The organism is Xanthomonas vasicola pv. musacearum NCPPB 4379 (assembly GCF_000277895.2).
Lineage (GTDB): Bacteria > Pseudomonadota > Gammaproteobacteria > Xanthomonadales > Xanthomonadaceae > Xanthomonas > Xanthomonas vasicola.
The window spans coordinates 2,203,517-2,216,524 of record NZ_CP034655.1 but is presented as its reverse complement, the minus strand read 5'-3'; the positions used below and the strand labels follow the sequence as shown (position 1 = coordinate 2,216,524).

The window sequence follows — 13,008 nt, the reverse complement described above, 5'->3', positions numbered from 1 at the left end:
TCGGTTCGTCGCTCGTCGCCCTCTCAGGAATCAACGCCATGTCACGCCTGCCTTCCCTCTCCTCCCTGTGCCTCGCCATTGCCTGCAGCACGCTGCTGGGTGGCTGCGTGGCCGCTGGCGATGTACGCCCGTTCGCCGAACTGGCGCCGATCGTTCCGGTGGTTGCACCGGTGGCGCAGCCGACTGCCGGCGCGATCTACGCCGCCGGCCCCGGCCTGAACCTGTACGGCGACCGCCGTGCCCGCGATGTCGGCGATCTGCTGACGGTGAACCTGGTCGAAAGCACCACCGCCTCGTCCACCGCCAACACCAGCATCAGCAAGAAAGACGCCACCACCATGAGCGCGCCGACCTTGCTGGGCGCACCACTCACCGTCGGTGGCTTGAATGTGCTGGAAAACAGCACCAACGGCGACCGCAGCTTTGCCGGCAAGGGCAACACCGCGCAGAGCAACCGCATGCAGGGCAGCGTGACCGTCACCGTGATGCAGCGCCTGCCCAACGGCAATCTGGTGATCCAGGGGCAGAAGAACCTGCGCCTGACCCAGGGCGACGAACTGGTGCAGGTGCAAGGCATCGTGCGCGCCGCCGACATCGCCCCGGACAACACCGTGCCCTCCAGCAGAGTGGCCGACGCCCGCATCGCTTACGGCGGCCGTGGCGCGATTGCGCAGTCCAACGCAATGGGCTGGCTGAGCCGCTTCTTCAATTCCCGTCTGTCGCTCTACTGAGCCTGCCACCATGAATCTGTCTTCCCTGCCTTTCCGTCTACTGGCTGCCGCCGTTGCACTGTGCGCAATCGCCGCGCCGGCCAGCGCCGAGCGCATCAAGGATCTCGCCCAAGTTGGCGGCGTGCGCGGCAACGCACTGGTCGGTTACGGCCTGGTGGTTGGCCTGGACGGCAGCGGCGACCGCACCAGCCAGGCGCCCTTCACCGTGCAGAGCCTGAAAAACCTGCTCGGCGAACTGGGCGTCAATGTTCCGGCAAACGTCAATCCGCAGCTGAAAAACGTCGCAGCCGTGGCCATCCACGCCGAATTGCCGCCGTTCGCCAAGCCCGGCCAGCCGATCGACATCACCGTCTCTTCGATTGCCAACGCCGTGTCGCTGCGCGGCGGCTCGCTGCTGATGGCACCGCTGAAAGGCGCCGATGGACAGGTCTACGCGATGGCCCAGGGCAACCTGGTCGTTGGCGGCTTCGGTGCACAAGGCAAGGACGGCTCGCGCGTCTCGGTCAATATCCCCAGCGTCGGCCGCATTCCCAACGGTGCCACCGTCGAACGGGCATTGCCGGACGTGTTCGCCGGCACCGGCGAGATCACGCTCAACCTGCACCAGAACGATTTCACCACCGTCTCGCGCATGGTCGCAGCGATCGACAGCAGCTTCGGCGCCGGCACCGCGCGTGCGGTGGACGGCGTGACCGTCGCGGTGCGCTCGCCGACCGACCCGGGCGCCCGCATCGGCCTGTTGTCGCGACTGGAAAACGTCGAACTCTCGCCGGGCGATGCACCGGCCAAGGTGGTGGTCAATGCACGTACCGGCACCGTGGTCATCGGCCAGCTGGTGCGGGTGATGCCGGCGGCGATTGCGCATGGTTCGCTCACCGTGACCATCAGCGAAAACACCAATGTCAGCCAGCCGGGTGCCTTCAGTGGCGGCCGCACCGCGGTGACCCAGCAATCGACGATCACGGCCACCTCCGAAGGCAGCCGCATGTTCAAGTTTGAAGGCGGCACCACGCTTGATCAGATCGTGCGCGCAGTCAACGAAGTGGGCGCCGCTCCTGGCGACCTGGTGGCTATCCTGGAAGCGCTCAAGCAAGCCGGTGCGCTCACGGCGGAGCTAGAGGTGATCTGACATGCGTATCGCAGCCTCGCCCATTGATCTCAACCCGAGCACCAAGGCCGATCCCGCAAAGATCGACAAGGTCTCACGTCAGCTCGAAGGCCAGTTCGCGCAGATGCTGGTCAAGAGCATGCGCAATGCGAGCTCCGGCGACCCGATGTTTCCCGGCCAAAACCAGATGTTCCGCGAAATGTACGACCAGCAGATGGCCAAGGCGTTGACCGAGGGCAAGGGGCTGGGGCTATCGGCGATGATCTCCAAGCAACTGAGTGGCGACACCGGCGGCCCGGCGTTGAACACCTCGTTGAACACCGCCGAAGCGGCCAAGGCGTATTCCCTGGTTGCCGGCAAGCGCGATGCCTCGTTGCCGCTGCCTTCCCGCGATGGCGCGGCCAGCGGCATCACCACCAGCAGCGTTGCGAAGGCGGCCCTGGGCGCAGGCAATCTGAGCGGCATCGGCATGAGCCAGGTGCTGGATCTGATTGCCGGGCGTACCGGCGGTGGCGACTCCGGCAGCGACGATGCCGCGGCACTGAGCTGGCCGTCGGCCAACGACCGCTGGGCCGATGTCGCTGCCAGCGACGCAGCCGACGCCAATGCCGCAGTCAACGCAAGCGCCGCCAGCACTGCAGCTGCAAGCCTGGGCGAACGCACGCCGGAAGGCTTCGTCGCCAAGATCTGGACACATGCACAGAAAGCCGCGCGCGAACTGGGCGTGGATCCGCGCGCGCTGGTGGCACAGGCCGCGCTGGAAACCGGTTGGGGCCGTCGCGGCATCGGCAATGGGGGCGATTCCAACAACCTGTTCGGCATCAAGGCCACCGGCTGGAGCGGCGACAAGGTGACCACCGGCACCCACGAATACGTCAACGGTGTCAAAACCACCGAAACCGCCGATTTCCGCGCCTATGGCTCAGCCGAAGAGAGCTTTGCCGACTACGTGCGGCTGCTGAAAAACAACAGCCGTTACCAGTCCGCGCTGCAGGCCGGCACTGATATCAAGGGTTTTGCACGCGGCTTGCAACAGGCTGGGTACGCCACCGATCCGGGCTATGCGGCCAAGATCGCGGCGATCGCTCACGGTCCGACCATCGACCGTGCGGTGGCCGCCATTGGCAACGCAGCGGCCGATCTGTCCAACCGCTATGCCAGTACCGCCGAGCCGGCCGGGCTCGGCACCATCCGTCGCTGAGGTAAACGCCCATGTCCATCATGTCCACCGGGACCAGCGCGCTCATCGCCTTCCAACGGGCGTTGTCGACCGTTAGCCATAACGTCGCCAACATCAATACCGAAGGCTACAGCCGCCAACGTGTGGAATTCGCAACGCGCACGCCCACCGACATGGGCTACGCGTACGTGGGCAATGGCGCCAAGATTACCGATGTGGGCCGGGTGGCCGACCAGCTGGCCATCTCGCGCCTGCTCGACAGCGGCGGCGAACTCTCGCGCCTGCAGCAGCTGTCCTCGCTGTCCAACCGGGTCGATGCGCTGTACTCCAACACCGCCACCAACGTGGCCGGGCTGTGGTCGAACTTCTTCGACTCCACCAGCGCGGTGTCGTCCAACGCTTCGTCCACTGCCGAGCGCCAGAGCATGCTCGACAGCGGCAACTCGCTGGCGACGCGCTTCAAGCAGCTCAACGGGCAGATGGACAGCCTGAGCAACGAAGTCAACAGCGGGCTTACCTCGTCGGTAGATGAGGTCAATCGCTTGACGCAGCAGATCGCCAAGCTCAATGGCACCATCGGCAATAGTGCGCAGAACGCAGCGCCGGACATGCTCGATCAGCGCGATGCATTGGTGACCAAGCTGGTGGGCTACACCGGGGGTACCGCGGTGATCCAGGACGGCGGCTTCATGAATGTTTTCACCGCCGGCGGCCAAGCGCTGGTGGTCGCTACCACCGCTTCCAAACTGACCACCGTTGCCGACCCGTATCAGCCGACCAAGCTGCAGGTGGCGATGCAGACCCAAGGCCAGAATGTCAGCCTCAGCGCCAGTTCGCTGGGCGGGCAGATCGGCGGCCTGCTGGAATTCCGCAGCAGCGTGCTTGAGCCCACCCAGGCCGAACTCGGCCGCCTGGCTGTGGGCATGGCCAGCACGTTCAATGCCGGCCACAGCCAGGGTATGGACCTGTATGGCGCGATGGGCGGCAACTTCTTCAACATCGGTTCGCCAACCACCGCCGCCAATCCGAACAACACCGGCAGCGCATCGCTGAGCGCCAGTTTCAGCAACATGAGCGCGGTGGACGGTCAGAACGTCACGCTGAGTTTCGACGGCACCAATTGGAAGGCCACCAACGCCAGCACAGGGTCTGCCGTGCCGATGACCGGCACCGGCACGGCGTCCAACCCGCTGGTGCTCAATGGCGTCAGTATGGTGGTGGGTGGCACCCCGGCCAGCGGCGACAAGTTTCTGCTGCAGCCCACCGCCGGGTTGGCTGGTAGCTTGTCGGTGGCCATCACCGATCCCTCGCGCATTGCTGCGGCCACCCCGGTCAAGGCCACCGCGACGATCGCCAACCAGGGCAGTGGCAAGATCAGCGACGTCAAGGTCACCAATGCGCAGAACCCTGCGCTGCTGACCCCGTCGTCGGTCGAGTTCATCGACGCCAACCAGTACACCATCGATGGCGCCGGCCCGTTCGCCTACACCGCCGGCCAGACCATCAGCGCCAATGGCTGGAGCTTCGCACTGGACGGCGCGCCCAAGGCTGGCGACACCTTCGGCGTCGGCCCGACGGGTGCCGGCTCCAGCGATAACGGCAACGCCAAATTGCTGGCCAAGATCGACGATGCCAAGGCGCTCAGCGGTGGCACGGTCACGCTCAACGGCGCGTTGTCGGGCCTGACCACGTCGGTGGGTTCGGCCGCGCGCGCAGCCAGTTATTCGGCCGATGCGCAGAAGGTCATCAACGACCAGGCGCAGGCCAGCCGCGACTCGATTTCCGGCGTCAACCTCGATGAGGAAGCCGCCAACATGCTGAAACTGCAGCAGGCCTACCAGGCCGCCGCACAGATGATCTCCACCGCCGACACCGTCTTCCAAGCCATCCTGGGTGCCGTACGCTGATGACCGACCGTATCTCTACCAGCATGATGTACAGCCAGTCGGTCGCCTCGATGGGCGCCAAGCAGGCGCGGCTGAACCAGATCGAGTCCCAGCTCTCCAGCGGGCAGCGCTTGGTCACGGCCAAGGACGACCCGGTCGCCGCAGGCACCGCGGTCGGTCTGGATCGCGCCCTGGCGGCAATCACGCGCTTTGGTGAAAACGCCAACAACGTGCAGAACCGCCTCGGGCTGCAGGAAAATGCGCTGTCGCAGGCCGGCGACAAAATGGCGCGCGTCACCGAATTGGCGGTGCAGGCCAACAATTCCTCGCTCAGCCCCGACGACCGCAAGGCGATCGCCTCGGAACTGACCGCCCTGCGCGACAGCATGCTGAGCCTGGCCAACAGCACCGATGGCACCGGGCGCTACCTGTTCGGCGGTACTGCCGACGGCAGCGCGCCTTTCATCAAGAGCAGTGGCAACGTCACCTACAACGGCGACCAGACCCAGAAGCAGGTGGAAGTGGCGCCGGACACCTTTGTCAGCGACACCCTGCCCGGCAGCGAAATCTTCATGCGCATCCGCACCGGGGACGGCACCGTGGACGCACACGCCAATGCCGCCAACACCGGCACCGGGCTGCTGCTGGATTTCAGCCGCGATGCCAGCACAGGCACTTGGAACGGTAGCAGCTACAGCGTGCAGTTCACCGCCGCCGACACCTATGAAGTGCGCGACAGCACCAATGCGGTGGTCAGCACCGGCACCTATAAGGAAGGCCAAGACATCAAGGCAGCCGGCGTGCGCATGCGCATCAGCGGCGCGCCGGCGGTCGGCGACAGTTTCCAGATCGGCGCTTCCGGCACCAAGGACGTGTTTTCCACCATCGACGACATGGTCAGCGCGCTGAACTCAGACACGCTGACCGCCCCGCAGAAAGCATCAATGACCAATACCTTGCAGTCGTCCATGCGCGACATCGCGCAGGCGTCTTCGAAGATGATCGATGCGCGCGCCTCCGGTGGCGCGCAGTTGTCGGCGATCGACAACGCCAACTCCTTGCTCGAATCCAACGAAGTCACGCTCAAGACCACCCTGTCGTCGATCCGCGATCTGGATTACGCCTCGGCGATTGGGCAGTACCAGCTCGAGAAGGCCTCGTTGCAGGCCGCTCAAACGATTTTTCAGCAGATGCAGTCGTCGTCGTTGTTCAACCTGATCCGCTGATTTTGCCGCAGAAAACCTGGGTTTTCTCTGCTCCTGCGCGTGGCATTTGCGCAGGCGGACGGAGTTTATTTTTCGAAGATTTATACCAGCGCTAAAGATTGGCGGGGTGCTGCCGAATAAACCAAACCCCTTGATACACAACGCTTACGTATTTCGTCCTGACGCAGAAAAACAGTAAAAAAATACTGAATTTCGCTAAAGGTTCCCAACGCAACGCCGTTATTCATCTCAGCAGCGGCAACGGCCAACTTGATGGCCCCCCTGCGGAGGCTCCGGGCAAGTCCCCCTTGCCGGAAAAATCGCTTAGGAGAAATCAAAATGGCACAGGTAATCAACACCAACGTAATGTCGCTGAACGCTCAGCGTAACCTCAACACCAACAGCTCCAGCTTGGCGCTGAGCATCCAGCAGCTTTCGTCGGGCAAGCGCATCACCAGCTTTGCCGTAGACGCAGCCGGCGGCGCAATCGCCGAGCGCTTCACTACCCAGATCCGCGGCCTGGACGTTGCTTCGCGCAACGCCAACGACGGCATCTCGCTGTCCCAGACCGCCGAAGGCGCGATGCAGGAAATCGGCAACAACCTGCAGCGCATCCGCGAGCTGTCGGTGCAGTCCTCAAATGCAACCAACTCGTCCACCGACCGCGAAGCGCTGAACTCCGAAGTCAAGCAGCTGACCAGCGAAATCGACCGCGTCGCCAATCAGACCAGCTTCAACGGCACCAAGCTGCTTGACGGCTCCTTCTCTGGCGCGCTGTTCCAGGTCGGCGCCGACGCCGGCCAGACCATTGGCATCAAAAGCATTGCCGACGCCAACATCGATACGCTGGGCAGGGCCAACTTCGCCGCCGCCGTTTCCGGCGCTGGCGTCACCGGCACCGCCACCGCGTCTGGTTCGGTCAGCGGCATCAGCCTGTCGTTCAATGATGCCAGCGGTTCGGCCAAGAGCATCACCATCGCTGACGTCAAGGTCGGCGCCGGCGACACCGCTGCCGACGTCAACAAGAGGGTTGCCTCGGCGATCAATGACAAGCTCGACCAGACCGGCATGTACGCCTCGATCAAGACCGATGGCTCGCTGCAGATCGAATCGCTGAAGGCTGGCCAGGACTTCACCTCGCTGTCGGCTGGTACCTCCAGCGCTGCTGGCATCACCGTCGGCGCCGGCATCACCACCGCTTCGGCCGCTTCGGGCTCCACCGCTTCGACCTTGGGCAACCTGGATATCTCCACGTTCTCGGGCGCACAGCAAGCACTGGAAATCGTCGACAAGGCGCTGACCACAGTCAACTCCTCGCGCGCCGATATGGGTGCGGTGCAGAACCGCTTCACCTCCACCATCGCCAACCTGAGCGCAACCTCGGAAAACCTGTCGGCCTCACGTAGCCGGATCGCCGATACCGACTACGCTAAGACCACCGCCGAACTGACCCGCACGCAGATCCTGCAGCAGGCCGGTACTGCGATGCTGGCCCAGGCCAAGACGGTTCCGAATAACGTGCTGAGCCTGCTGCAGTAACCTGCAGTGAGCTGCCGCCGCGATACGGCAGCGCTCCGGAGCAAGTCCAAAGCCCCTCTTCGGAGGGGCTTTTTTGTGGCCGAGGCCTGCCGCACATGCCTGGACAGTTTATTGACGCGAACCACCACCTTCGGTGGGCATGGAGTTTGCATCGCTACATTTCGTGAGCGTGACGTACCGCTGCCGCTAAAGTCCTCGCGGATGCGGCCGATACCCGTCACGTAATCCCACGCGTCCGTCTGTTTCGGACGCCCAGACGAGGAATGCAACATGGCATCGGTGATCAGCACTTCCGCCTCCGGATTGGACATCCCTACCGTGGTGTCTACCCTGGTGTCCCGGCAGAGAGACCCCGAGCAGGCACGCATCAACAAGGCCGGCACCGCCGCGTCGACGCAGTTGTCGGCAATCAGCCAGATCAAGAGCAGCATGACCACGCTCAAGTCTGCGCTGGACAAAGTGGTCAGCAGCGCCGACACCAACGCCTACAAGGCCACGGTGCCGACCGATGCCGGCTTCACCGCCACCACCACCAGCTCGGCGGCGCCGGGCAACTATTCGGTGGAAGTGGTGTCGCTGGCGACCTCGCAAAAACTGGCCTCCGGCGCGTTTACGGCCGATGCCACGGTGGGTAGCGGCACGCTGACGATCGGCTACGGCGATAAGAGCGTCACCGTGGATATCAGCGGCACCGACAAGCTCACCGACATCGCTGCAGCCATCAACAAAGCCGCCGACGGCAAAGGTGTGACTGCCAGCGTGGTCACCGCCAACGATGGCCAGCATCTGGTCTTCAATGCGGTCGATCCCGGCACCAAGGGCGCGCTGACCGTTAGCGCCAGCGACCCCAGCCTGAGCAGCCTCACCTACGGCCCCGGCGTCACCGGCGGGCTGAACCAGACCGTGGCAGCCGCCGACGCACTGGTGCGCGTGGACGGCTTCGAGCGCACCTCCAGCTCCAACACCATCAGCGACATCGTGCCCGGCGTGGTGCTCAACCTCACCAAGGCCGCTGAAGGCACCAAGTTCAATCTGGGCGTGGCAGCCGACACCAGCGGACTCAAGGGCAACCTCACCGCCTTCGCTGCGGCCTACAACACCGCCAACACCTTGCTGGCGAAAAGCAGCAGTTACGACGCCACCACCAAGACCGCCTCGGCGCTGACCGGCGATTCGCTGGTGCGCAGCCTGCAACAACAGCTGCGCGGCCAGGTCAGCGACAACGTCACCGAACTCAAGGCCCTCGGCCTGACCATCGACAAGGATGGCGTCATGAGTTTCGATGGCAGCAAGTTCGACACCGCCATCGCCTCCGACGGTGGCGCGGCGGCCGATGTGTTTGGCAAGGACAGCAAGTTTGGTAGCAACCTGACCAAGCTGCTGGACAGCAACGTCAATGCCACCAACGGCACGCTGACCCTGCGCTCGGACAGTTTGAACAAGACCATCAAGGGCTACGAGTCGGACCTGGATGATCTCGATGCGCGCATGGAAAAACTCAGCGACCGCTACACCGCGCAGTTCGCCGCGATGGACGCCATGATCAGCAAGTTGCAAGGCAGCACCAGCTCGCTCAGCGGCCTGCTGACAGGCTGATTTCTGTGATGAAGATCCTCAAGTCCTGTCAGGGTATTGCCGATACATGTAGGGCCTATCGTGATTTCGGCCTTGCCTTCCGGCAGGAGCGTCGTCGCAGGAGCACAGCGCTCCGGGACCAGCGAAGGTCAGCCCATTGAGGAGTCATCCATGTACGGTTCCAATCGTCAATATGCCGAGCAATACCGCAAGGTCGGCGTGGCCACCAGCGTGACCGAAGCCGACCCGCACAAGCTGGTCTCGCTGCTGTTTGCCGGTGCCTGCCAGCGCATCCGTCTGGCCCAGGCCTGCCTGGCGCAGGGCGACCAGGCGCGTAAGGGCAAGGCCATTGGTGAGGCCTGCGCAATCGTCGGTCACTTGAACGGCTCGCTCGATCACGAAGCCGGTGGCGAGATCGCTGGTAACCTCTCGGCCCTGTACGACTACGTGATGCAGCGGCTGACCGCAGCCAACCTGCACAACGACGAGACTGCGTTGACCGAAGCGCTGGATTTGCTCAGCGAAATCGACTCGGCGTGGAACTCCATCCCCCTCGAACAACGCGGCCTTTCCGCCGTTTCGTGAGTCCTGCCATGCATAGCGTGCAAAGCCTTCAAGCAGAAATCGCCGACCTTCGCCTGGCCATGGCGCAAGAGGAGTTCGAGGACATGCCGCCGATGCTGGACGCCCACGACCTGCACCTGCGCGAATACGCGCAGCAGGTGGATATTGAACAGGACCGCGACGCGCTGCAGACCTTGCTCACGATGCATCAGGACCTGATGCGGATGATGCGCGAGCGTCAACGCAAGCTACTAGAGCTGATCCGCGCACAGCGCACCTCGTCGTCGGCCAGCCGGGCCTACGCACGGGTCGGTCGGATCTGATGAGCACGCTCGGCACACTTGCGCCATCTGCCGATGCCGAACTGTTTGCCGACACGCTCAGTTGCGAGTTGCAATTGCCGGCCGGCTTCCGCGCCGGAAGCGAAGCTGGCACGCAGAGCGCCGCAGAAACACTGTTGCGCAGCCTTGGCCAGGTCGAAGACTTGCGTAGCGAGGAAACCAGCGAAGACCGCGGCGAACTGCCGTTGCTGGTGCAGCGCATGGACGCCAAACTCGATTTGATGCTGGCGCTGATCGGCCGCTTGGTGCGCCACGGCGACAGCGGACTGAGCCAGGGCCCAGTGCACTGGTCGGTGCGCGGAATCCGCCTGAGTTGCGCAAGCAGCCACGCAGCGGGCACCACCGGCAGCGTTTGTTTGCAGCCATCCGATTGGCTTCCTGAACTTGTACAGCTTCCCGCCACGGTGCTGGCAAGCGCAAGCGATGGTCATGATTTCTGGCTGTGGCTGCGGTTTGCCCCGCTCGCACCCGGTCTGCAGGACGCCCTGGAACGCCACCTGTTCCGTTTGCATCGCCGTCAGATCGCCGACGCCCGCCGCCAGCGCTGATTCCCATGGTTGGCGCGGGGCGTCGGGTCAGCTAAGGTGCTCTTTACTGAAAAAGAAGGTCTCTTCTGCGCCGTGCGAGTCATCATCGTCGACGATCACACCCTTGTTCGTGCCGGCCTGTCCAGGCTGCTGCAAACTTTCGCCGGCATTGATGTCGTGGGCGAGGCAAGCAACGCGCAACAAGCCCTGGACATGACATCCCTGCACCGGCCCGACCTGGTGTTGATGGACCTGTCACTGCCCGGCCGCAGCGGCCTGGATGCCATGACCGACGTCCTGCGCGCCGCGCCGCGCACGCACGTGGTGATGATGTCGATGCATGACGACCCGGTGCACGTGCGCGATGCGCTTGATCGTGGCGCCGTCGGCTTTGTGGTCAAGGACGCCGCACCGCTGGAACTGGAATTGGCGTTGCGCGCCGCCGCCGCTGGCCAGGTGTTCCTGAGCCCGCAGATCTCGTCCAAGATGATTGCGCCGATGCTGGGCCGCGAAAAACCAGTCGGCATTGCCGCACTGTCGCCGCGTCAGCGCGAGATCCTGCGCGAAATTGGCCGCGGCCAGAGCAACAAGGAAATTGCCGCCGATTTGGGCATCAGCGTGAAAACGGTGGAAACCCACCGCGCACGCATGATGGAATCGCTCGGTTGCCGTCGCGCCAACGATCTGGTGCTGCTGGCGGCCAAACATCACAACGAGTTGGTCTGACGCGCCAACTTGGGCGAGCGCGGTCTGCCAGCGACGATCAAAACAGTGACGGAATTCCGGCAGGCATGCTTGAGCCTGCCTGCAACGTCAGGAAGTTTCTGACGCGCTGTCAGGAAAATCATGAGTCATCTCACCTGACTCCCTGATTAGAAACCCGTCGCGTTGTCCTGCAAGATGCATTCCATCGCTGCTGCGTGCAGCGCCCTTCGGAAGCGCTTCCATGAAGACGACCATTTCCGCCCAGCTTGGCCAGCAACTGCACCTCACCCCGCAGTTGCTGCAGTCGATCCGTCTGTTGCAATTGGACGGCATGCAGTTGGAACTGGAGATCCGTCGTGCCCTGGAAACCAATCCGTTGCTGGAGTTGGCAGAGCTGGCCGATAACGGGGACGCGGCCACCACCAACGACGATGGCGCCAGCGATATCGCCGCGTTCGACGAGCTGCCGGAAAGCACGATGTGGGACGTGCAGAGCAGCAGTTGGAACGATGGCGACGACGACCGCATGCAGCGCGTGGCAGCCGGCGAGTCCACCGACCCGCATGTGCGCATCCTGCGCGAACTGGCGCTGGACCTGGACGAGGCGGCATTGGGGGCCGCTGCGTTCTGGCTGGAGCAGACCGACGACGCCGGGTATCTGACCGAAGCGTTGTCGACGCTGCAGCAGCTGGGCGCCACCCGTCTGGGCATGAACGTGCAGGCAGTGGAGGCGATCCGGCAGCGCCTGCTGCACGGCGACCCGGCCGGGCTGGCCGCCTGCGACCTGCGCGAGTGTCTGCAAGCGCAGCTGAGTGCCCTGCCCGGCCGCGTACCGGCCCGCCATCTGGCGACGCGCATCCTCGACGGTGACCTGGAGCTGCTGGCTGCGCACGACTACGCGGTACTGGCGCGTGCGCACGATGCCGAGGTGGACGATGCGCGCGAAGCGGTGCGGCTGATCCTCTCGCTGCAACCGCGCCCGGGCGACGACCTGCTGCAGGAGAGCAACGCCAGCGTGATTCCGGATGTGCTCGCCTGGCATGCGGACGGCAGCTGGCGTGTTGCACTCAATCCGGCCACCACTCATCGCGTCAGCATCAACCCGGTGCACGAACGTGCGCTGGCTGAAGCCGGCGAGGCCGCGCAGCCGTTGCGCGACATGCTGCAGGAAGCGCGCTGGCTGACCCGCGGGTTGTCGATGCGCTACGAGACCCTGCTGCGCGCAACGCGCGCCATCGTCGAACGACAGGCCGCCTTTCTGGCGCGTGGCGAAGAAGCAATGGCACCGCTGACGCTAAAGGAAATCGCTGACGAGATCGGCATGCACGAATCGACGATCTCGCGCATCACCACCGGCAAATACATCCAGACCCCGCGCGGCACCTTCGAGCTCAAGCACTTCTTCGCCGTGCGGCTGGAAGGCGCCAGCGTCTCCGGCCAGGCCGTCAAGGCGATGGTGCGTCGCTTGATCGAAAGCGAGCCGGCCGGCCGGCCGCTGGCCGACGAGGCCATTGCCGGATTGCTGTCGCGGCAAGGCGTTAACATTGCGCGCCGCACCGTCGCCAAGTACCGCGAACAACTTGATATCGCCCCGGCACGCGAGCGCCGTCGCACCACTAAACCGCTGCTTGCCCGGGCAGGATAAGG

Annotated in this window: 12 protein-coding genes; all 12 read left to right on the top strand. The window is 64.1% G+C overall.

The window, feature by feature from the left end; translation table 11 throughout:
• Positions 1 to 38: 38 nt before the first annotated feature.
• The 12 genes from flgH to rpoN all read left to right on the top strand — a co-directional run bounded on the left by flgH (position 39) and on the right by rpoN (position 13,006).
• On the top strand, positions 39 to 731 hold the full coding sequence (gene flgH, locus KWO_RS10345; protein ID WP_010373617.1) for a flagellar basal body L-ring protein FlgH: 693 nt from the start codon (positions 39 to 41) through the stop codon (positions 729 to 731).
• A gap of 10 nt (positions 732 to 741) precedes the next feature.
• Positions 742 to 1,860 carry a flagellar basal body P-ring protein FlgI gene (locus KWO_RS10340; RefSeq protein ID WP_017112473.1) on the top strand — a complete coding sequence of 373 codons (1,119 nt, stop codon included), beginning with the start codon at positions 742 to 744 and terminating at the stop codon, positions 1,858 to 1,860.
• Position 1,861: 1 nt separating this feature from the next.
• Positions 1,862 to 3,040, top strand: coding sequence for a flagellar assembly peptidoglycan hydrolase FlgJ (locus KWO_RS10335; protein ID WP_010380866.1), 1,179 nt, complete (start codon positions 1,862 to 1,864; stop codon positions 3,038 to 3,040).
• Positions 3,041 to 3,051: 11 nt separating this feature from the next.
• A complete protein-coding gene (gene flgK, locus KWO_RS10330) occupies positions 3,052 to 4,926 on the top strand; it encodes a flagellar hook-associated protein FlgK (RefSeq protein WP_017112474.1) in 1,875 nt (624 codons plus the stop codon).
• Positions 4,926 to 6,131, top strand: coding sequence for a flagellar hook-associated protein FlgL (flgL, locus tag KWO_RS10325; RefSeq protein WP_010373627.1), 1,206 nt, complete (start codon positions 4,926 to 4,928; stop codon positions 6,129 to 6,131). Before flgK ends, flgL begins: the two co-directional genes overlap by 1 nt.
• 318 nt (positions 6,132 to 6,449) lie before the next feature.
• Complete coding sequence (locus KWO_RS10320) at positions 6,450 to 7,649, top strand: flagellin (protein WP_010373629.1); 1,200 nt, start codon at positions 6,450 to 6,452, stop codon at positions 7,647 to 7,649.
• Positions 7,650 to 7,919: 270 nt separating this feature from the next.
• Positions 7,920 to 9,245: a flagellar filament capping protein FliD gene (gene fliD, locus KWO_RS10315; protein ID WP_010380873.1), complete on the top strand. Its 1,326-nt coding sequence runs from the start codon at positions 7,920 to 7,922 to the stop codon at positions 9,243 to 9,245.
• Between the two features lie 150 nt (positions 9,246 to 9,395).
• The gene (gene fliS, locus KWO_RS10310; RefSeq protein ID WP_010380875.1) at positions 9,396 to 9,809 is read left to right on the top strand and encodes a flagellar export chaperone FliS; all 414 of its coding nucleotides are present in this window, start codon (positions 9,396 to 9,398) and stop codon (positions 9,807 to 9,809) included.
• An 8-nt stretch (positions 9,810 to 9,817) separates the two neighbouring features.
• Positions 9,818 to 10,111, top strand: a complete 294-nt coding sequence (locus KWO_RS10305; RefSeq protein ID WP_010380877.1) for a hypothetical protein — start codon at positions 9,818 to 9,820, stop codon at positions 10,109 to 10,111.
• Positions 10,111 to 10,677 carry a PilZ domain-containing protein gene (locus KWO_RS10300; protein ID WP_017112475.1) on the top strand — a complete coding sequence of 189 codons (567 nt, stop codon included), beginning with the start codon at positions 10,111 to 10,113 and terminating at the stop codon, positions 10,675 to 10,677. Before KWO_RS10305 ends, KWO_RS10300 begins: the two co-directional genes overlap by 1 nt.
• 72 nt (positions 10,678 to 10,749) lie before the next feature.
• Positions 10,750 to 11,382, top strand: a complete 633-nt coding sequence (locus KWO_RS10295; RefSeq protein WP_003482986.1) for a response regulator transcription factor — start codon at positions 10,750 to 10,752, stop codon at positions 11,380 to 11,382.
• A gap of 220 nt (positions 11,383 to 11,602) precedes the next feature.
• A complete protein-coding gene (rpoN, locus tag KWO_RS10290) occupies positions 11,603 to 13,006 on the top strand; it encodes an RNA polymerase factor sigma-54 (RefSeq protein ID WP_010380883.1) in 1,404 nt (467 codons plus the stop codon).
• Positions 13,007 to 13,008: the final 2 nt, after the last annotated feature.

Bases quoted from the DNA above. Each gene is read 5' to 3' on its own strand.
- flgH (WP_010373617.1), top strand. From the start codon at position 39: ATGTCACGCCTGCCTTCCCTCTCCTCCCTGTGCCTCGCCATTGCCTGC.
- KWO_RS10340 (WP_017112473.1), top strand. From the start codon at position 742: ATGAATCTGTCTTCCCTGCCTTTCCGTCTACTGGCTGCCGCCGTTGCA.
- KWO_RS10335 (WP_010380866.1), top strand. From the start codon at position 1,862: ATGCGTATCGCAGCCTCGCCCATTGATCTCAACCCGAGCACCAAGGCC.
- flgK (WP_017112474.1), top strand. From the start codon at position 3,052: ATGTCCATCATGTCCACCGGGACCAGCGCGCTCATCGCCTTCCAACGG.
- flgL (WP_010373627.1), top strand. From the start codon at position 4,926: ATGACCGACCGTATCTCTACCAGCATGATGTACAGCCAGTCGGTCGCC.
- KWO_RS10320 (WP_010373629.1), top strand. From the start codon at position 6,450: ATGGCACAGGTAATCAACACCAACGTAATGTCGCTGAACGCTCAGCGT.
- fliD (WP_010380873.1), top strand. From the start codon at position 7,920: ATGGCATCGGTGATCAGCACTTCCGCCTCCGGATTGGACATCCCTACC.
- fliS (WP_010380875.1), top strand. From the start codon at position 9,396: ATGTACGGTTCCAATCGTCAATATGCCGAGCAATACCGCAAGGTCGGC.
- KWO_RS10305 (WP_010380877.1), top strand. From the start codon at position 9,818: ATGCATAGCGTGCAAAGCCTTCAAGCAGAAATCGCCGACCTTCGCCTG.
- KWO_RS10300 (WP_017112475.1), top strand. From the start codon at position 10,111: ATGAGCACGCTCGGCACACTTGCGCCATCTGCCGATGCCGAACTGTTT.
- rpoN (WP_010380883.1), top strand. From the start codon at position 11,603: ATGAAGACGACCATTTCCGCCCAGCTTGGCCAGCAACTGCACCTCACC.